This is a genomic window from Bacillus haimaensis, from assembly GCF_048270625.1.
Lineage (GTDB): Bacteria > Bacillota > Bacilli > Bacillales > Bacillaceae_I > Sutcliffiella_A > Sutcliffiella_A haimaensis.
The window spans coordinates 1518461-1538674 of sequence record NZ_CP158164.1 but is presented as its reverse complement, the minus strand read 5'-3'; the positions used below and the strand labels follow the sequence as shown (position 1 = coordinate 1538674).

Here is a 20214-nt window from a genome sequence, read left to right as displayed (position 1 = left end):
TTTTTTATTTTTGATTGTTTCGTCTATGTTCATCTACGTATCCCATAAATCCGATAATAGCATCCAATAATTCATTAGGCTCTTCAATCATGCTCATATGTCCGGATTTCTCCATCAATGTATGATGAATATGTGGGCCTTGCGCTGTAAAAGTTTTTTCAGCAGGGATGATTTTGTCCCCTTTACCAGCAACCAGCAGTATGGGACAGTTCGATTCCTTTAATACATGTTCTCTGTTCATTCTGTTTTTCATGGCTTCCAGGGCACCTTGTGCGCCGTTGACCCTCGTATTGAAACCAAGCTTTTTGACAAACTCCACTTCATTTGCCATCTCTTCCATATTTTCATCAGCGAAAAGCCTGCCGGAAAGTTCTTCAATAAAGCCTTTCATGCCCTCTTCGTTTATACGGTTAATTGCTTTCTCTCTTCCCTTTTTAGCATCTTCACTGTCCTCTGCACCGGTAGAATGAATAAGTCCAAAGGCTTCTACCATGTGTGGAAAGTTCTCTGCCAAAGCCAAGGTGACATAACCACCTAATGAATGACCGAGAATCGTAGCTTTTTCTATTTCCAGCTGCTTCAGAAGATGATCGATATCCTGGGCCATATCATCGATTGAGAACGGTTCCTCTGAAACTGCAGATTTCCCATGGCCCCGCAGGTCGATCGCAATGACCCTGTAATAGGAGGAAAGCTCTTCCATGATATATTTCCAATATGCATGGGTACCGCAAAAGCCGTGTAATAGAACAACAGGCTTTCCTACACCTTTATCTTCATAATATAAAGAAATATCCTTGTGGATGGTGCTTTCATATTCAGCCATGGTTTTTTGCTCCTTTTTTTATGAAATAGAGAAAAGGTTCCTATCTTTAATTTACCACATTTTTCTTCCCAGTAAACTATCTACACATTTTGTGATAAGAATAAATAATAGACAAGTGCACAAGTTATCCAGCATATCCTTTTACCGTCAGGACTTATCCGGAGGTGGAAAGATGCATTTTAGTTCCGATTCCTTTACTGAAGCAACAAGATATCAGCTCCTTGCCGATTATTATAAATATTCAGATCCCGCGAAACATATTTATTATTACCAAAAACATTATCATCATTTGTACAATTTGATTCATCAACAGGCAGTAAGGAATAATTCAGTGAACAACAATATCTCAAAGGTACGGGTGCTACACGGTGCTCCAAGAACCAAAATAGTGGATGTATATATTAATAAAGAGCTGATTTTAAGAGGGTTACGCTATAAAAATAGCAGTGAATACCTCGAGCTTCCAGCAGGCTCCTATCAGGTCGAGCTTACAATTACCGATAAACCCTCACAAATCTTGAGCTCGTCTATGCTCGAGATAGCACAAGGAACCTCGTATACACTTGCAGCCTTGAATTCCGATGGAAAAACGACCATTCTACCAGTAAGTGATGATGAAGAGGTTCCTCCAGGTGAAACAAAAGTCCGTTTTCTACATCTATCCCCCACTTCTCCTAATGTGGACATAGCCGTCAAAAAGGGAGATGTCATCTTTTCTGATCTGGAATTTCGGAGCGTGACAGACTATTTACCATTAACACCAATGACCGTGGATCTTGAGATACGCCTTGCTGGTACAAAGGAGGTAGTATTGCCGATTAACAGGGTAAATGTAAAGCCTGATTTGGCGTACACCATTGCAGTTGTCGGTCTGCCTGGTGAATCACCAAACTTGGACGCAATCTTTCTGGTTCCGTAAACAAAGAAATGCCCAGTCCGAGGACTGGGCATTCCATCATTTAAGGTATTAGCACCAAGCAGCACCAACGATAATCAAAAGAATGAATAATACTACGATTAACACGAAAGAACTGCCGTATCCACCAGGGTAACCTGCACCAGCAACTTGACCGTAACCGTAATTGCCGCAACCACACCAACTCATAGCTGTCACCTCCTCTACGTATCTTAATTAATCGTCAGCGGGGCATTAGAATCTTAATGCACCTGCACCTACAATCACCAATAAGATAAACAGAACAACAATCAATGCAAATCCTGTTCCATATCCAGGACCACCCATGCTGTACACCTCCCCCTCTTTCCTAATACATAATGTATTCATCTATAGTCCAAATGGAAAGGCTGATGCCCAGTTCCAAAAAAATTAGGTATTTTCCCCAATTTATAAAAAAGTGGATGTTCTATAAATCCTTCAACACAAAAAAGAAGACAGGAACATGACAACTGTTCCTATCTTCTACTTTAATTTTGAAATGATAAATTTAATCTTCAACCGGTACTAGCAGTTTAAATTCTATATCGTCCTTTTCCAGGTCAAATTTGGTGAATTCGACTTTTGCGTCACTGCGAAGCTCCAATTCCTGCAGCGATACATAGATGCTCTGTTCATCAGGTAAAATACTTACCCATGAAGGCAGGGGATAGTTGTCACCCACATACTTAAGAACCATGGAAACAGGTACTTGCAATCTTCCGATGGACATCGAATCCTGTTTTAGATTCACGTCCCCATTCTCTTGTACTTGAGGAATAAATGTCATTGTCAGAGGTATATCTCTTTCAAAAACAGTCATTTCTCCCCTCAGTTCCACCCTGTCCGTCAGTCTGACTTCATAATTCAATGGTCGCTTTGTTTCTTGTTCCAAGTAATATTCAACAAGCTTATTCAGATCTTCTTTATCAGATCGGATATTGAAGGATACCCGTTGTCTGTCATCCGCTTCTTCCTCGGATAATCGGAGCAGATTGGAATGTTTGGGAAGCAGTACAAGCACAATTGCCAAGCCTGCAATCAGAATATTGATTATTAGTAAGGAAAAAAATGCAACTCTCCAGTTCATCACTCTCTTCGTCATGATTTTCTCTTCTACTCCCTTTCTTGCAACAAGTTTTCTTCTAAAAGTACCTCTTCATTGTATTCAATCACTTGTTTGACTACCTCATTGCCTATTAACTGATACCCTTTTTCATTGGGATGAAACTGGTCATCGTCCAACAAGTTTTCATCCGTGTCATGAAAAAGCTCCTGGATTGGGACGAATGCAGTTTTTGGATGCTTCTCCAATACGGAAACAGTGGTTTCATTCCAATTGGTTACTACTTCATTCATTTCCGGAATTTCCTTGAAGAATTCGTAAAAAGGGTTAAAAAGTCCAACAACGTATATGGTGCTATTCGGATTGTTTTTTCTAACTTCTGATATGACAGTTTCCAGTCTTTCCGCATATTCCGCTTGTTCTTTATCGAACAACTCGAAATTCAAATCAAGGAAATTCTCCCTGATCACCTTCATCAGGTCATTCCCACCAACTGTCATAAAAATAACATCAGCACTCTGAAGGGCTTCCTGGACCTCGGGCTGCTTTAGTCTTTTCAATAGATGGTTGGTCCTGTTTCCTCTTACTCCAAGGTTCGTCATGGAAACTTCATCAATATAGGATTTACTCAAATAATGCTCTTTCACAAAAGGAGTAAATCCTCCTTTTTTCGTACTGTCTCCAACGCCTTGGGTCAATGAATCCCCAAAGAAAACCAACTGAAAAGAGCGATCAAAGAAGTCATCGGATACTTCTTCTTTTTCCTCTAAAGTAGTTTGCTTTTGTTTGTTCTCGGCTTGTTCTTCTTTATTGAAGAATAAACCTCCCTCGAATAATTCCTTTTCTTCCTGGCTTTCACGTCTTTCTTTAGCTTTTTCAAGCACAATGCTCGAAGAATTTTGTGCACTGCAACTAGACATACTAACAGTAGCGATTATGAAAAGGCCTAAAAGGCCAAAAATGGATAAACTTTTATTCATTACACATTCTCCTCATTAAGTGAACCTTCTTGCTGAGGTTTCCCACTTTATTGAAAGTAAGAAAACCCTATCCTCGATTCATGCACTTATGGGTTTAAAGCAGATAGGTATATTATCACAATTATATACCTTAATAGTGGATGCGGTATATTTTTTATACCATACTACCACTCTTTTTTCAAAAATACCTGCTCTTACACACGTTAATACTATATTAAATGAAAGGATGAAACAGATGGATAATAAAACGAATAAAAATTTGAAAGAAAAGGAAATCCTTGCATGTAATGAGGAGGTTTCGAAGGAATTATTTTCAAAAGAATTACATGTTATCGTGACGGATGGAGTAAGGGCAAGTATGGAACAGGGGGGAGAGAAAACTTAGAAGTTACTAAAAATGTCCGGCAAAACCAAAAGTTTTTGCCGGACATTTAATGTTATTGCTCTTGAAGAATTTTGACATGCTCCAATATTTCTTCAAATGGAACATCGAGCCCATCATAGCTCTTTACAATGGTTCCTTCCTGATCAATCAGGTATATGCTGGTACCATGAACAACCTCTCCACCATTTTTTGGCTTTGCAACTATCGTTTTAAAATTTTCCGGTCCGAACGTTTCAATTTCTTCCTGGGAATAGCCGGTCAAAAAATTCCACTTTGTATAATCCGCTTCAAATTTATTTCCAAATTCCGTCAACTTTTCAGGAGTGTCCACTTCAGGATCTACGGAAAAAGACAGGAAATGAACGTTCAGTCCTTCTTCCTCAGACATTCGCTGTAATTTGGCAAGATTAGCTGTTATCGGTGAACATACTGTCGTACAGCTTGTGAAAATTAAAGAGGCAACAGTTATATCCCCCTTCATATCCTTCAGGCCAAAAGTATTGCCCTCTTGGTTTGTGTAGGAGAAGTCCCCCAATTCCCAGTCTGTTGCATCCGGAATGCCTTCCTTTTCAGGCGTGCCGCATGCTGCCAATAGTAAAGTCATAACAAGAAATATACTTAAAAATTTTATTCTCTTCCTCAAACAACTCACCTTTTTCATGAATACTTTTTCTATGTCAAATATTATCACTAAATGGCAGCTGTTAAAAGAAGCTTGCACTCAAGTTCATAAAATCAACATATTTCTCTTATAAATGCTCTTTTAGAGTTTGCGGGTACTTTTAGGGGCAACCATGTAAAAAAAGTATCCAGGTTAAACACCCTGTTGATTTCCGTTCCAGGCGTTCGCTTTCCGCGGGCGGCCTCGGGAGCCTCCTCGACGCTACGCGTCTGCGGGGTCTCCCTTGACACGCTGCTCCCGCAGGAGTCTCACACCTTGCACTCCAATCAACAGGGGAGATTAAATAAAATATTGCGCTCTAATAAGAGCCAAGATACATCGACTTTTAGAAAAAATTTTATTTATATCATATTCTTATTGATTTTTGAGAGCTCTGTTATAAGAATTTGTTGCTTTTAGCAGTTAATGATTAGCCTGCATAATTAGTTTGTATGTATATCTAAAAGCAACAAAGTCTCCGAAAAAAGCTTTTATGTATACTAGCTGTTGATTGGAGCAATAGGCGAAGACTCCTGCGGGAGGAAGCGTTTAGTGGAGACCCCGCAGGCGAAGCCGAGGAGGCTCCACAAACGCCCCGCGGAAAGCGCAGCCTAGTGCGGAAATCAACAGCGGTGGTTAACAGTGCCATAAAAAAAGGTCAACCGCTGGGGTTAACCTTTTCTTTTTCGATTTTTGGCTTTTAATAGTTGTGCCATGCGATCTTCGTTGTTGGTGGTGGGACTGCTTTTTTCAGTTGCTGGACGTTGCTCTGTATTAGGTTTCTTTGTTGGTTCACTGGAAACAGGGTTCTCTTTTCTGATTTCATGGGTGTTCAGGATTGGCTTTGGTTTTGTCTTTTTGGGTTCTTTCACTTTTATGGAAGGCAGTTTCTTTTCTTTCATTTCAGCAGGTTTCTTCTTAAGAATAAGGTTGCTTTTCAGATAATAGAAAGGTGACAGTCCGAACCGTCTGATAAAGATCTCCAACAGGAGAAGAAAAAAAGCAAGGATGATGAATGGGCTCCATACAGACTGACTTTGATAAAGGTTCTTGTGCCAAGGTCTGAATGCTTCGGTTGGTTTCTCCAGTATCTTTCCGTTATTGATGGAAGTCAGATTTTTAATCAGCTCCTGATTGACAGGCTTTTGTTCAAATTCTGTGGAATATGGAACAACCATGCCAGAGGAGTAAGTGTTCACCGTCTCTCCTTGTTCCTCCTGGCTGATATTCAAGAAATAGATTTCCGGCAGGGCAGGAAATTCCAGTTCATACTGCCCTGGTCCTATCAACCTACTTTTTGCTTTCTCAATTATTTCACCCTTGTTGTTCGAAACACTGATAGTAAGGGGAAGGAGTTTATTTTCGGCAGCCTCCACTTTTACGGTGGCTTTCCCCCCCTCCACACTTGTCTGAATGTCGTAATTTCCTTTTTCATAGGAAGGCAGGGTCCACGTGACGATCTCATTCCAGAAGCCGGTCCATTCGCTCCAGATCGGAAAACCTCCGCTCCAGGCACCCGTTACATCGGAGGTCCATGCAACCGTTCTTCCCAAGCCGTAGTTCATCCTTGCAAGAATAGGATCTTCTTTTTCACTACTGATGATCTGATCAGCCCTCGTCTTTAAGGTAGTTGCAATGTAGCTGTTTATCGGCGGGGTTCCCCCAGAAAAACGATTGGACCAATCATAGCCGGATGTAACAAACGGAACATGCGGGTTATCTTCTATATAAGTTTTCGTCGTCAAAGCTGTCTCACGCGACAGGATACTCGGTACAGAGCTCGCCTCATATACCTCATAGAATCTCCCGCTGCCATACCCTGCAAGCTCCTCGAGGAGGCTAATGTCTGCATCTCCGCCGATGGCAACAGTGGATAACGTTACATTATTCTCCAGTCCCTCCCCGATCAGCTCTTCATACGCACCATCCGGAGATTGTCCATCTGTAAGCAGAATAATGTGCTTCCTTTTAAGATCTAGATTGTTCAGTTGTTCATAGGCCAGGCTTAAAGAAGGATAAATATCTGTACCACCGCCAAGTGCAGTGGAACGAATGGTTTCAATCACATCTTTTTTGTCCGAAATTGGAGCTGTTTCTACCACAGACCAAGGTTCTGTATCAAATGCAATAAATCCAAAGGTGTCGTCTTCCCTTAATAGCTCTACAGACCTGGCAGCCGCTTCTTTTGCCAGCTCGAATTTTTCCCCCATCATACTGCCTGAACGGTCAAGCACGATAACCAGGCCAAGTGATGGTATTTCCTTTTTACCTTTGACATCCATGTCTACAGGTAGTATCTTCTCGATTGGTGTCTGGAAATACCCTCCCAATCCGTAAGATTCATCTCCACCTGTCATGATGAATCCCACACCGAAATCTCTTACTGCCGTCTCCATCAGCTTCATCTGAGTTTCACTTAAATGATGGCCAGATATATTATGGAAAAGGATGCTTTCATATGCCAGAAATCCTGCTAGATTGGTAGGTAAAAGTTCCGGTTGAATCCGGTCCACTCTCCAGCCACTGGAAGTCAGAGCCTGATAAACATTCTCTCCTTGTCCTCCCTGATCGACCAACAGCACTTTCGGTTGCCCGTTGACAGTTGTGATGGAATGGGAAAGATTGTTCTCCACAATTTTATCCTCGATAGGAATAATTTCCGCTTTAAAGGAATAAAGTCCAGGCTCTTTTAAAGGAGCTTGATAGGAATAGTAATTCATCCCTTTGGCTACCACTATCTCTTCTTGAATGATCATTTCATTGTTCTGTGATATCTGCAGTGTTGCAGTCGTATCAAAATTGGAATCGAGCGACACCTGAAAAGGTACCGCCTCCCCCTCAAAACCATTTTGAGGAGTAGTAAAGGATTGGATGGAAACATCAAGGACATTTGGCGGCTGAAAGGCCCTGACATCAAATTCGATATTTTTTGATGAGAGTAGCTCCGCCTGTCTGAGACTGTCTCCATTCGTTTCCACACCATCGGTCAATAGGACGATTCTACCCTTGGAATCTTTCGGAAGGTAACTTGAAGCAAGCTTGATACCCTCCTCCAGATTGGTGAAATTCGTTTCCTCATTGACGGAAACGGTGCTCACTTCATCTTTGTCACCAGTAAATGAGCGCTCCAGCCTTGCTTTATCAGCTACAGTTATGATGGCGTAGGAATCTTCATCCCCTTTCTCCTCAATGGAACGGTTCAAAAAGTCCAACATTTCCCCTTCCAACCGTTTGACACTTTCTGATTGATCCAGGACAAATACCGTATGTACCCCTTTTACCGGATAAAGTAAGGACGGAATGACCAAACCAAGGATAATAAGAAAATAGATAAGGCTCCTAAGGCTGAAAATCACATAATCCTTGCTCCTTTTCTGTTTCTTTTTCCGCCAGAATCGCACCAGACTGATGATGACAGGTATCAGGAATAAAAGCATGAGAGGATGTTCAATTTGTAACTGCACGTCTATATACCTCCCATTCCACTAGCAATACAAGCAAGCCCAATATCAGGAATATAAAGGATATATCCTTTTTTGATGTGCCTTCGTCCACCCCGGCAGCCTTTGATGAAGAAAGGGAAAAGCTTTCCTCTGTTACAATCGATTTCTCTTCATCGTCCAGCATGACTGTGAGTAGTTTTTCTGTTGTATTACTGCTCTTTACTTCTTTGAACGTATACAGCCCAGGTTGAACCGGAAGGTGCAGGTTCTGATCAAAGTCCTCGTATTGAACGACTGTTTCCCCTGTATCATTGACTATTTCCACTGAAGTTGTATCGGATGCAGGGATATATTCAAGCCAATCGCCAGGCGAGTAATAGCCCATAAGTTCCTGTCCCGCTGTCAGATGCTCGATTGCATGATATAAAAACAAAGGAAACCCGGGGTGCAATGGCCAGTCGCTTGCATCCAATTCGAACGTCTGAATAATAATCGGATATCCATCATACATTCCCTCAAGCAGTAATGGCATATTGCCCTTTTGTGCCAATACATTCAATCCTTCTATTTGGGAGCTAAAGGCAGACTGGACAAATACCTTATCAAATTCCACCATATTTAATAGAGGATGATTCTGATCAAAGCTTACTTCCCCTTCAAGCTCCTCCTTGCCCTCAGAAGAAGTTCCCATGGGAAGAAAAATGAATTTTGGTCCATCCGGCCACTCTTCCATTGGTAGTCCTTTAATAAAATGAACGCCTTCCTTATCTTTTGGAACTGGAGACTTGGAAGTAAGGTGAACAACTTGGGAGCTTGCAATTTCCAAAGCCTTTCTTGCAAATGGATGAACTGCCTCGTGAACAAAGATGGTAGACTTGTTTTGATCCAAAAGAAAGGCATACTGTTCATTATCCAAAACGTAATGCTTGTCGCCAATGATTTCAGCTCGGTAGATCTTTGCTTGTGATAAACTCTCCAAATATATCGTTTTCGTTTCATTTGGCTCCAATCGTTCTGTCACTTCCACAAGCTTTTCGTCTTCCCCGTACACATTCAAGATGACTTCTTTTTGTTCCTTGCTTTCATTTTTAATTGTTGCTACCCCAATGACCTTATCACCATTCTTACTGACGCCGAAGGTGAAAAGGGATAGGTTCGGATGCTCCTCACCAAAATTATGTGAGGCAAATCTGGTATTCTCATGAAAGGAAATGTCTGTCCCCTTTGAAAGATTATCTGAAAACACATGAATCTGTCCCTGCTCCTCCCCCATCAAACTCTTTGCCAATTCGATGGAATCGGTAAGGTTTGCTGTAGAAAAGGAAGGAGTTAAAGCTTCCAAATGTCTTCTTATTTCCCTTTTGGAGGTTGCCCTCTCCTCCATCACCAAAGGGGTATCGTTTGCCACAATAATCGTTACAGCCTGATCACTTAGCTCTTCCAAAGTACCCAGAGCTTTTTGTTTCGCTAGTTCAAACCTTGTACTCTCTTCATCTGCCAAAGCTGTCATGCTTGCGGATGTATCAAAAATAAATACGAAATGATCTCCTTCCATTCCCTTTTTCTCGAAATAGGGCTGAACGAGCGAGAAAATGAGGAATAGGAGCGCCAATAATTGCAAATATAATAGAATATGATGTTGAAGCTTCTTCCACCAAGCCTGTGCCTCGAATTCATTCATCCATTCCTGCCATAGAAGCACAGAAGGAATTGGTCTCTTTTCATACTGCTTTCTGAAGAAATACAAAAAGATGACAAAGAGCAGAAAAGCAGTGAGAAAAAAGTAAAGCGGTGCTGTAAATCCCATTTATATCACCTAATCCAACCTAATGAGGTCATTCTTTTAAAGAGAATATCTTCAACAGTTTCTTGTGTGCTGCATGTTATATAGGAAATGCCTCTTTCGAAACAGAAGCTTTCCAGAGCTTCCATCCTATTTTTCATTCTCTGCTTATACTGGTTTTTCGTATAATCAGATATCGTGACATTGACCTCCTGGTTTGTTTCACTGTCCACCAGCATATAATCGCCTTCAAGGCTAGGATCCAGCTCCTCCTGGTCCAGCACTTGTATGAGGTAGATCTGCTGTCTATTTGCCTGTATCAGCTTAAGGACGTGGAAGATGGTCTCCAGCGGCTCCATCAGGTCACTGATTACAATGGATATACTGCTTTTCCTTTGCACATAGCCCGCTACAGCTTCAGAAAAAAGGGATGTTGATTCCTTTGGACTGAGGTCTTCCACATATTGCATCATTTGAAAAAGATGTGCTTTCCCTTTACGGTACAAATAGGGAGACTGCTCTCCATTTACACCAATTACTGACACTCTATCGTCCTGGCATAGCCCCAAATAGGCAAATGAGGCAGCAAGTTTTTTGGCCAATTTCCATTTCTCAGGCACAATGGACATGGAATATGTGCAATCCAGATAAATGGAGGCAATGAGTTCCTGTTCATCTAAATATCTCTTAATATAGTGCTTTTGGGTTCTGGCATAAATATTCCAATCTACCTGTCGCAGATCATCTCCCTGTTGATACATCCTATAGTCGGAGAAATCATGGGAAGCGCCAAACCGTTTTGATTTTCGTGTACCTTTATGCCAGCTTCTTTTCAGCTTGCTCGCCTGAAGGGAATAGGACTGAAGCTGCTTAGTAATAGATCCATTTAACATTCGCTATTACCTTGCATTCAAGCGTTTATCCATGTGGCTGATAACATCTTCCAGTATGGTGTCCTCTTTAACCCCTGAAGCTTCCCCTTCAAAATTCAAAAACAGGCGGTGTCGCAGAACCGGGAAAACAGCATGCTTAATATCGCCTTTGGAGATGTGGAATCGGCCTGAACAGAAAGCCCTTGCTTTTGCCACTTTAATCAAGCTTTGGATACCGCGGGGCCCTACGCCATAGCGGACATATTTTCTAACCATTTCACTGGCATTTTCGTCTGCCGGATGCGTAGCCATGATAAGGTTTACCGTATAGTCCAATAGTTCTTTTGATACTAGAATCTCTTTCACGGCATCCTGGATTTTCTGCATTTTCTCTGTATCGAGCAGTTTACTTACCTTATAGGAAGAGGTTCCTGTCGTCCGGTTGATAATCTCATAGAGTTCCTCTTTTTTAGGATAATCCATGTTTATTTTCAATAGGAATCGGTCCATCTGGGCTTCCGGCAAAGGATAAGTCCCTTCCATATCAATAGGGTTCTGTGTAGCCAGGACGAAGAAAGGGGAGGCAACCTCACGGGTTTCCCCCATAATGGTGACGGTTTTTTCCGCCATTGCCTCAAGCAGTGAACTCTGGGTTTTTGGTGTTGCACGGTTGATTTCATCTGCCAGAACGATATTGGAGAAGATGGGACCTTCGTGGAAGACGAAGGATTGCTTTCCATTGTCGTGAATTTCAATCATTTTTGTACCAGTAATATCTGATGGCATAAGGTCTGGAGTAAACTGGATTCTCGAAAATCGAAAATCCAGAACCTCCGAAATGGTACGGATCAGCATCGTCTTTCCAACACCAGGCATACCTTCAAGCAGTGCGTGACCGTCCGATACCATCGCCCACAGCAATTGCCCGATGACCTCTTCCTGTCCGACAATCACTTTACTTATTTCCTTTTGTATTTCTGATAATGAATCCTGATAATACTTTAATTCTTTCTCTTTCTCTTCCAAACTGATCACTTAATTGACTCCCTTCGGATCCATTTCACTAAAATATTGTTTGACGATATCTTCGAGCTTGGATGGCAGATTCATGCGATCCAAGGATTCCCGATAGCTCTTTTCATAGGAAGAATACACTTCATCGTAATTGCGGACCTCGCCTTTCAACACCGGTGAATCCAGTGCATCCTCAAAATTGGAGCTGCCTTCTCCTGTTGGCCCTGAGTCCGTTTCTGTTAACCCTTCACCTGCAAGATAGGATGGGACAGTTAGGGTCTGTTTTCCAGCACCGGTACCTGCTGCGGTTCCACCGGCCCCAGTTCCGCTCCCACTACCTTGGCCTTGGCCTTGGCCTTGACCTTGGCCCTGGCCCTGGCCCTGACCTTGGCCTTGGCCTTGACCTTGGCCTTGACCCTGGCCTTGACCTTGGCCTTGACCCTGGCCTTGACCTTGGCCTTTGCCTTGGCCCTGCTGACCTTGCGCAGTCTGGGTGGAAGGGTTGTTTTGCTTAGAATTGGATAGCGTAAGCTTTGTAGGGTTCATTCCAGCCTGTGACATTTTGGCATATTGATTTGTCGCTGCAGACTGCAGGGAACTTTGCAGGCTTTCAAGCTGCTCCGTGGATGCAGCGTCCTGCAGAAGCTGCTCTAGCTGTTCCATTAATGCTGCCAGTTCTTCCTCCGATAATTCCTCCATGTCCTTTTTCTCTTTATCCAGGAGGTTCTCAGCCAATTGCTTCAGCTCTTCTTTTTCCTCTTCGGTAAGGTTATCATTGTTTTTCTTCAGCTCGTTCAGCCTTTTTTGAAGTTCTTTGTCTTTACCGTTCAATGCAAGGTTAGCCAATGAATTCTCTGGACTGTTCTTTACAAGCTCCTTTAATTTTTGTTCTTTTTCCTTTAATTCTTTCAGTTTTTCGTTAAGTTCGTTTTCTTTTTTCATCAGTTCTTTTAAGAGTTCATTGGGATCATCCAATTTTTCAAGCTCTTTTAATTTTTCAAGATCATCTTTTATCCCTTGTTTCTCTTTTTCTTTTTCCGTTGTTTTTTCCAACTCTTCTTTCGTTTCCTCGATAATTTCCTTCTCTTTCTCTACTGCTTCAGCTTCCAGCATTTTTGCATTCGGCAACACAATTAGCAGGATCGCTAAAGAAATTGTTACCAGGGAAGTTACGAGGACTTTTCCATAAAAATGCTTCAGCTTGATGTCCTTTATCTCCCTTTCATGTACTTTTAGGTGCTGCAGAGCTTCTTTTCGTTGAAGTTCTGCCAGGAATGAAGATTCTTCGGCAAAATCTAGTGTGGTGACAAGCCTATCCTCTTTCAAAACCTGATCGGAAAACTTGGCTGCATCATAGTTGGACGGCCTTTTTCTCCAATAAAAGAATAAGGATATGAGGAACACAATGCCTCCAAGAATCAATGCTTTTTCAATCATATATGGTGTGACAACAATCCTCCCGATCAAAACGATGAGGAGAAAGGCGCAGGAACCGAAGAGCCAGGACAACTGTGCCTGCCTGGAGATCTTCTGGATCCGCAGCTTTTTTCTAATTGAACGAAGAAAAACAATAAGTTGTTCTTTATCCTTCATTTTTTCCCTTCCCTTTGCGTGGTTTCATATTTGGACGCAGTTTTCGAATACTCAATATGACCAACCCAATAGATAAAATGATATACGAAATGATGAACCCTAATCCCAAGGATGTTTCCACACCGGTAACACGTTGGAATTCCATCTCAAAACCTGGTTCAAAAGAAAGCATCAACAAAACGAATGGATTCAGCATGGCAATAAAATATGGTGCCGGGTTGACCAGTGGTCCACCTCCAGTGCCGCCGTAAGAGAGGAAGCTCATTAAAAACATGGTGATTACAGCGGTTCCTGCGGCAAGAAAGAATGCTACTCCATATGTGCAGACCATGGCAACGATCGTTTTTCTGATGAAGGTGGAGAAGAATACCCCGATACTCCCTAATGTGACCATGGAAAGCAGGTAGATTCCAAAAGTCATAAATAACAGTTTTGGAGAGATGCCACCAAACAGAAATACGATACTATACAGAGGCAGACTTGATAATACGATTAATAATAAAAAGGACAGCGACGATGAAAGCTTGCTGACGATAATGCTTGTGGAGGACTGCTGGGTTGTCAGCAGTATGTTCAAGGTCTGCTTCTCCCTTTCACTGCTGATGATACCCGCTGTTAGGCCGGGTGTCATGAAGAATATAAGCGCAAGCTGTACAAAAGCCAATATCATGAACATATTCTTACTGTTTTCGGGACGGAACATCCCCATGGTGCTGTATCGAGTTTCCATATAGATGAAAAACAATGCGATTAATCCCAGCACTGCTAAGTAGAAGAATATCCCCAGAAAGCTTTTAAAGCTTCGAAATCGTAATTTGAACTCTTTGTTCAACATGGGGTTTATAAGTTGTGACCTCATCTATTCCACACCCTTTGTTATTTCTAAGAAGATGTCTTCCAAATTGGATTCTTCCTGACTGAAGCTTAATATCATGATGCCTCTTCCAAGCGCATTTTTCAGAAGTTCCACCTGTTCCGCGTCCGACCCTTCAAAGGAGAAGGAGAGCAGGTTTTCTTTTTGTTCATTGACCTGGATATTTGAAACAGAAGGACAATCTTCAAAAAATTGAATAGCTCCCTCCATATTTCCTGTTACGAGGACCTTTAACACCTTGTTTGCCTGGAGCTGCTGATGGATCTGCTCCACTCGGCCTGTCGCCACCAGCTTCCCTCCATTGATGACACCGATTTCATCACACATTTCGGCAAGCTCAGGGAGAATATGTGAAGAAATCATGATGGTTTTCCCCATATGCTTCAATTCCCTTAAAATCTCCCTCATCTCGATCCTTGCTCTCGGATCGAGTCCGGATGCCGGTTCATCCAAGATAAGTACCTCCGGATCATGAATCAGTGCCCTGGCAAGGCAAAGTCTTTGCTTCATCCCACGGGAGAGCACATCAACATATGCATCCCTTTTATCTGATAAATTTACAAGCTCCAATAACTGAGGGATCAGTTTTTGCCTCTCCTCATATGGGATCCCGTAGCTTGCTCCATAAAAGTCAAGATATTCATCTGCCCGGAATTGATCATAAACACCAAAGAAATCCGGCATATATCCAATGAATTTTCGCACCATTTTTGGATTATCGCATACATCATACCCATTTACATAAGCAGTTCCGCTTGTAGGTGCCAATAGGGTGGAGAGAATCGAGAAAGTGGTCGATTTGCCAGCTCCATTATGTCCCACAAACCCGAATACTGTTCCCTTCTCCACCTTCAGGTTCAATGAATCCAAAGCTGTAAATTTCCCATACTTTTTTGTAAGATTGACTGTTTCTATCATTGACTTAACTCTCCCTCTAGCTCGATTCCCGGAATTTCCAATTGATCTTCAAAATTTACCGGAGCCATAATGACTAGATCTATGCCGTTTTGATTTGAAATTAAATCTTTTACCCCTTCTTCAATGGTAATACTGCTTTTGTTTTCTAAAGAGATAAGCTCCCCGGTTTCCTGGTTTTTGATGAAATACTCAAGATTTCCGTCCCTTGTCTTCAGCTTAAGCTTCAGTTTAGTGAAACTATCTCGTTCCTTGGAAATCATCTCAGGCAACTGATAGGAAATGGTGTAGCTTCCATCACTCACATGGATGAATGGTTCACCGTAATCCAAGCCGTTATGGAATATGTTTCCTGACTCTCCTTCAGTTATCGCTATATTCGGACTGAACTGTTCTTCAGAAAAGCTGAAGCTCCCTGATCCTTCATTATTGATCGTTACTGGGATTGCTACCAGATGCAAGGAATGGTTATTTGATTTTTTTCCATTTACTTTCGTTCCTAATAGATCTTGTGTGATATATCCTACAATTATTGGCTGATCTGCTTCAGAAAAAACATTTTTTCTGTTCAGTAACATATCCAGCATTTGAAATTGCTTGTAAGATTGAAGTTCTGATTTATCGATTTCCATAGGACCACCCTGTTGATACATACTGTTGCTGAATTTTGGAAAAGCATTGGTTAATGCCGCATAATTAGGTGAAGCAAGTACATTTGCTATATTTCCTTTTGGTATGTCAAATTCTATTTGCTTTGCTTCGCCTGCCTTGATACTACCAAGTTTTTGAGCGTTTCTACCTGAAAGGAGGTAGGCGTCCTTCAATTCATAAGTTAATCCGTTCTGGACATTCCCAATCACTTTACCGTCCTTTACGGTCAACTCGTAGTCCAATGTCCCAAGTTCCACATTATTGACATTACCCACACTTGTTCGGATGGACCAGTATTCCACATCGTTGAATGTAATATCTGTGCCTTTACCGCCTGCCTGCAAATAAGCATAATTTTTCATAAGATCGATATTATCGTTATAGCCATAGGTCACAGGGAAAAAATCTGTCTGTTCATGCTCCGTTTCAACCCGGTATTTGCCACCGCTGTTTGTCAGGATGGATGCCACACCGAACCCAGAAGCGAATTTTGAATCCTTTTCCAAAACAAGAATGCTTGATTCATTGATTTGCGTGCCTGCAATCCTATCCTTTGCACCTATTCCGAATACCACTACACTGGTAAATACCGCAATACCCGGGATGATCCACCATGCATGTTCCCTTTTATCGGTTTTCTTTAAAACAACATAAAGAACAGGTATCAAAATGATGAGATAGAGAACAAATGCTCCAATCAACAATGGAACGGAAACAATGGAACCCGGGAATGTTTCACCTATTGCGCTTAGTTGATGCGATAACTCTTCAAGAAGCGGTGCCTTATATGTGGCCACATTTTTGGAGGATGCCTTTTGCATGACACTGGTCCACCATGTTCCTACACCATCCCAAGCACTCCACTCAGCATTTGATAGACTGCTTGCCACCTGGGTGACAGTACCTACTCCAAATGTTTTCATTACTGTCAAGGGGGTGTCGCCCTCTTTAACAAGTACCTTAATATCGTCATATTTCATTTCCCCAGTGTAGACAGGAAGATTGGGAAATGTGCTTTCACTGTTAACGGATGTTATACTTGTTTCTTTTGTTGGATCAATTAATAGAAGATCTGTCAGTTCCCCAAAATCCTGTGCCATGCTGATTTTGGAATCATAGACAATGGAACCGCCATTGGTGACCCATTCCTTTAGAGCTTTTTGTTGGGCTGAAGTTAAAGTTGATATAGGAAAATCGTGTATAAGGATGACATCGAACATTTCCAGGCCGAATGATTCAGTCGGGATATGTTCCTGTTTGATGTTCAACAATTCCATCGCTTCATTTTGGTATTTTACAAGTTTCATATAATTGACTGCGTCGTGATTATTGCTTAGAACACCCAATATCAGACGGTTATCGGCCATAAAGCGGGGCTTGGCATTTCCATTGCCACTCAAGCCAACTTCCTTGCCCTTTTCCACGCCGCCTTCATAGAAGCTTATTGTATCAGTCGGCTTTCCTGAATAGCTGTATGAATACTGGTCTGTACTGCCTTTGAGTGATAGTTCAATGACCTTCGAGCCGCCAGATTCCAGCTCCACCGGTATGACATAGCTACCTGCCATATTATATGTAGGACTAGTGAATATGACCAAGTCGCCTTTTACGGCATCTCCATTATTTTTCATCTCGATTTTAACGGGATGTCCTTTGCCCATTTGGACTTTATTGTCCACCCCATATTCGATTTTCACTTCCAGCTTTGCTTCCGCACTTGGCATTCCTGGAAGTAGAATAAGACAGAATAAAAATAAGACAATGATTTTTTTGATACTCTCCATATTTCTCAAGTTGCTTCCCCCTATTAATCATTAAAACTTTTCTCTTTATACCCTTGATATTTCCATTTTAAAGCAGTTTTGCCAGTATAACTATATCTTTGACGAAATAGGTCATAAAAAGTTTCAAACATTTCCAATTTATTATTAGCAACAAAAAAAGAGAGCAATTCTGCCCTCCTAATCCATCACTCCTGTACGCAATATTTTTGTATTCACTTCGATGGAAAAAGTTGCTTCAGGATAGATGCCCTCCCATATCTTTCGTGAAAACTTCTCATATCCGACTCTCGATCTGTAGTAGTTACCGAACCCGATTGGATCTACCCCGAGACTTTGAAATTCCTCAATGATTTTTTCCATTTTCCTCTTCATTAATTTGCCGATCTCCTCTTCGATTACCGCCAAGGCTTTTGGGTTTCCAAGATCATAATCCTCTGAGATCTCCTGCATTCTTGTAACCACATCCACATTTATTTTATAGTCAGTTGAGTTTATATCTTCCAGCTTGATGTCCACTGAACTTTCCAAATGATCTAAAGAAACGAAAAGTTTTTCTGATTCGTTTTGGACCTGCTCTCTCTTTTTGATGAATGTGCCCAAATTTTTTTTAGGCAATGCAATTTCTATCGTTCCTGCTCTGTATGGATCTAGCATGAGTTTTAGATAAAAGGATTTATCAATATCGATCATTCCTTTCATTTTCTCGTCTTTAAATAGTGCAAGACCCTTTATTAGAAGTGTATCATCAGTAAAATCGAGAATCGGCAATATCGGATCCCTGCCTTCACTGTAATAACACTGCATGAACTCATGCAGTGTCGGGGAGACCAGTGATTCCGCTTCCACATTTTGGCTGATAAGGTCATAAAGGTAGGTGCCTACATTCGTTATTTCTTGGGATTGCTGCGAATTGTTTATTAGATCATAAGCAGAATTTTCCGCTACCGATAAATAAACCATTGTTCCTACCTCTGAGTCTCTAGATAGGGTATCGATATAGGAGATAATCCCTTCCTTTGCCAGTTCCTCCCCATAGATTGCAATTCTTAACTGGCCTGACACCAGTTTTCTGCTTGATGATAGGTTCTCTTTTTGACGAATCCCTTTAATTGTATTTGAAAGCGAAGAAACCATCTTTGAATCATTCGTATGTAGCGGATCAAATTCATAGTAGACGATGGTTCCTCGGAGCTGCTCATCCTCTTTGTCATAGCCCATTGCAGTAACCAACCCTAGCTCTTCCAATGGTTTCTGTTGCAGGCAACCACTCAACAGGATGTAGCTGGCCAACATAAATATCAGTTTAATTTGTCTCATCCCGTCCTCCCCCTTGCCAAGATTCGATTGCGGATAAAAACGATCAAAAACAAAATCACGGTATAGACAAAGACAACACCAAATCCATAAAGTCCAACTGCATCAATGTATTCATTATTTTCTACTCTTCTATTGAATATGGAAGTTAACCCTATTAGTACTGCCGCACACCCCACTACAATTTTTCTTTGTTTAATTGTTGTGATCTTCTTCAGGCCTCTGCTTGCCGCCCACATCATGAATAGTACGTTCGGCAGGATGATTACCAACCACATGGAAACCGCAAAAAATTCAAAGCGCTCCAGGTTTGGAAATTGAATAATTTTGAACATGGAGAGGGTTGCCCAGATTGTCTTTTCAAGCTGCTCGCCACTGTAGTATCCAATGGACACGACCATTAATAGAAGAATCTGTAGAAAGGTAAAGAGAACGCCTGTTTGCGCATAAAAATGAACTTTTTCCTTATTCCTGATAAACGGGTAGATGAAAAAGAGAATTTCAAGCCCCAACACAGTAAATGATGATTTATAAGCACCTTTTAATAATTCCTTGGGAGATGCCTCTAATACTGGCAGGAAATTGGTCCAATCCATAAACCGAATCGGCTCATATAGCAACAGCATCAGCCAGATAGCTAAAAAGAAAGTGATAAAGCTAACTCCTACAATGGTTCGTAATCCCCCAAAAACACCGTATATGGTAAGGATAAGAAGAAAGGAGGAAATTACCCAGGTCTTCATATCAGGGAAGATCCATGCCTGAACAATCTCCGTATAACCGAGTATGATGGCTAATAATCCAGCCAATAGGTACGTGATGTATAGTAGGTTCATCATGTTGCCTAACAACTTACCGAATAGGGATACATGGATGTCAAATAAATCTTTATCTTTATATGTCCTTAATATATAGCACATCGCAGCAATGGTAAGCGCCATCCCTAAATAACTGATTATCAGCGAGATCCATGCATCCTGTTTGGCCTCAAAGAAAATAATTCTTTCTACCCCTGCTATTCCAACCCCTGTCTGGTTTGTGTGCACCACAAAGAAAACTAAAAATGCTTGCACCAAGAGCTGTCGCTTTACCGTTGTGGGAGTGTTCATCCTTGACCAC

18 protein-coding genes are annotated in these 20214 nt (G+C 41.6%); 2 read left to right on the top strand and 16 right to left on the bottom strand.

The features are described 5' to 3' along the window. Positions 1-4: 4 nt before the first annotated feature. Positions 5-826 carry an alpha/beta fold hydrolase gene (locus ABN702_RS07825; RefSeq protein WP_417900146.1) on the bottom strand — a complete coding sequence of 274 codons (822 nt, stop codon included), beginning with the start codon at positions 824-826 and terminating at the stop codon, positions 5-7. Positions 827-998: 172 nt separating this feature from the next. On the opposite strand from ABN702_RS07825, the gene ABN702_RS07820 reads away from it, so the two are divergent. After that, positions 999-1745: a DUF4397 domain-containing protein gene (locus ABN702_RS07820; RefSeq protein WP_417900145.1), complete on the top strand. Its 747-nt coding sequence runs from the start codon at positions 999-1001 to the stop codon at positions 1743-1745. Between the two features lie 48 nt (positions 1746-1793). On the opposite strand, the gene ABN702_RS07815 is transcribed toward ABN702_RS07820, so the two are convergent. The 4 genes from ABN702_RS07815 to ABN702_RS07800 all read right to left on the bottom strand — a co-directional run bounded on the left by ABN702_RS07815 (position 1794) and on the right by ABN702_RS07800 (position 3806). Continuing rightward, the gene (locus tag ABN702_RS07815; RefSeq protein ID WP_386638457.1) at positions 1794-1931 is read right to left on the bottom strand and encodes a YjcZ family sporulation protein; all 138 of its coding nucleotides are present in this window, start codon (positions 1929-1931) and stop codon (positions 1794-1796) included. A gap of 45 nt (positions 1932-1976) precedes the next feature. Further along, entirely contained in the window at positions 1977-2111 is a 135-nt protein-coding gene (locus tag ABN702_RS07810; RefSeq protein ID WP_417900144.1) for a YjcZ family sporulation protein, read from the bottom strand. 160 nt (positions 2112-2271) lie between these two features. Further along, positions 2272-2865 carry a YpmS family protein gene (locus ABN702_RS07805; RefSeq protein WP_417900143.1) on the bottom strand — a complete coding sequence of 198 codons (594 nt, stop codon included), beginning with the start codon at positions 2863-2865 and terminating at the stop codon, positions 2272-2274. A gap of 11 nt (positions 2866-2876) precedes the next feature. Beyond that, positions 2877-3806 carry an SGNH/GDSL hydrolase family protein gene (locus tag ABN702_RS07800; protein ID WP_417900142.1) on the bottom strand — a complete coding sequence of 310 codons (930 nt, stop codon included), beginning with the start codon at positions 3804-3806 and terminating at the stop codon, positions 2877-2879. Between the two features lie 235 nt (positions 3807-4041). On the opposite strand from ABN702_RS07800, the gene ABN702_RS07795 reads away from it, so the two are divergent. Further along, positions 4042-4191 (top strand): hypothetical protein, encoded by a 150-nt coding sequence (locus tag ABN702_RS07795; protein ID WP_417900141.1) that lies wholly within the window; start codon positions 4042-4044, stop codon positions 4189-4191. A gap of 52 nt (positions 4192-4243) precedes the next feature. Here ABN702_RS07795 and ABN702_RS07790 read toward each other — a convergent pair whose 3' ends face one another. The 11 genes from ABN702_RS07790 to ABN702_RS07740 all read right to left on the bottom strand — a co-directional run bounded on the left by ABN702_RS07790 (position 4244) and on the right by ABN702_RS07740 (position 20204). Then, positions 4244-4852 carry an SCO family protein gene (locus ABN702_RS07790; RefSeq protein WP_417900140.1) on the bottom strand — a complete coding sequence of 203 codons (609 nt, stop codon included), beginning with the start codon at positions 4850-4852 and terminating at the stop codon, positions 4244-4246. 671 nt (positions 4853-5523) lie between these two features. Next, positions 5524-8316 (bottom strand): VWA domain-containing protein, encoded by a 2793-nt coding sequence (locus ABN702_RS07785; RefSeq protein ID WP_417900139.1) that lies wholly within the window; start codon positions 8314-8316, stop codon positions 5524-5526. Then, on the bottom strand, positions 8300-10102 hold the full coding sequence (locus tag ABN702_RS07780) for a vWA domain-containing protein (RefSeq protein WP_417900138.1): 1803 nt from the start codon (positions 10100-10102) through the stop codon (positions 8300-8302). The genes ABN702_RS07785 and ABN702_RS07780 overlap by 17 nt, the downstream gene beginning before the upstream one ends. A gap of 5 nt (positions 10103-10107) precedes the next feature. Beyond that, entirely contained in the window at positions 10108-10971 is an 864-nt protein-coding gene (locus ABN702_RS07775; RefSeq protein ID WP_417900137.1) for a DUF58 domain-containing protein, read from the bottom strand. A 6-nt stretch (positions 10972-10977) separates the two neighbouring features. Beyond that, the gene (locus ABN702_RS07770; RefSeq protein ID WP_417900136.1) at positions 10978-11985 is read right to left on the bottom strand and encodes an AAA family ATPase; all 1008 of its coding nucleotides are present in this window, start codon (positions 11983-11985) and stop codon (positions 10978-10980) included. Further along, on the bottom strand, positions 11986-13557 hold the full coding sequence (locus tag ABN702_RS07765; protein ID WP_417900135.1) for a hypothetical protein: 1572 nt from the start codon (positions 13555-13557) through the stop codon (positions 11986-11988). Continuing rightward, entirely contained in the window at positions 13547-14416 is an 870-nt protein-coding gene (locus tag ABN702_RS07760) for an ABC transporter permease (protein ID WP_417900134.1), read from the bottom strand. The genes ABN702_RS07765 and ABN702_RS07760 overlap by 11 nt, the downstream gene beginning before the upstream one ends. Further along, the gene (locus tag ABN702_RS07755) at positions 14417-15349 is read right to left on the bottom strand and encodes an ATP-binding cassette domain-containing protein (RefSeq protein WP_417900133.1); all 933 of its coding nucleotides are present in this window, start codon (positions 15347-15349) and stop codon (positions 14417-14419) included. It abuts the gene before it with no gap. Next, the gene (locus tag ABN702_RS07750) at positions 15346-17790 is read right to left on the bottom strand and encodes a hypothetical protein (RefSeq protein ID WP_417900132.1); all 2445 of its coding nucleotides are present in this window, start codon (positions 17788-17790) and stop codon (positions 15346-15348) included. The genes ABN702_RS07755 and ABN702_RS07750 overlap by 4 nt, the downstream gene beginning before the upstream one ends. A gap of 168 nt (positions 17791-17958) precedes the next feature. Continuing rightward, entirely contained in the window at positions 17959-19098 is a 1140-nt protein-coding gene (locus ABN702_RS07745; RefSeq protein ID WP_417900131.1) for a Ger(x)C family spore germination protein, read from the bottom strand. After that, positions 19095-20204: a GerAB/ArcD/ProY family transporter gene (locus ABN702_RS07740; protein ID WP_417900130.1), complete on the bottom strand. Its 1110-nt coding sequence runs from the start codon at positions 20202-20204 to the stop codon at positions 19095-19097. Before ABN702_RS07740 ends, ABN702_RS07745 begins: the two co-directional genes overlap by 4 nt. Positions 20205-20214 lie beyond the last annotated feature (10 nt).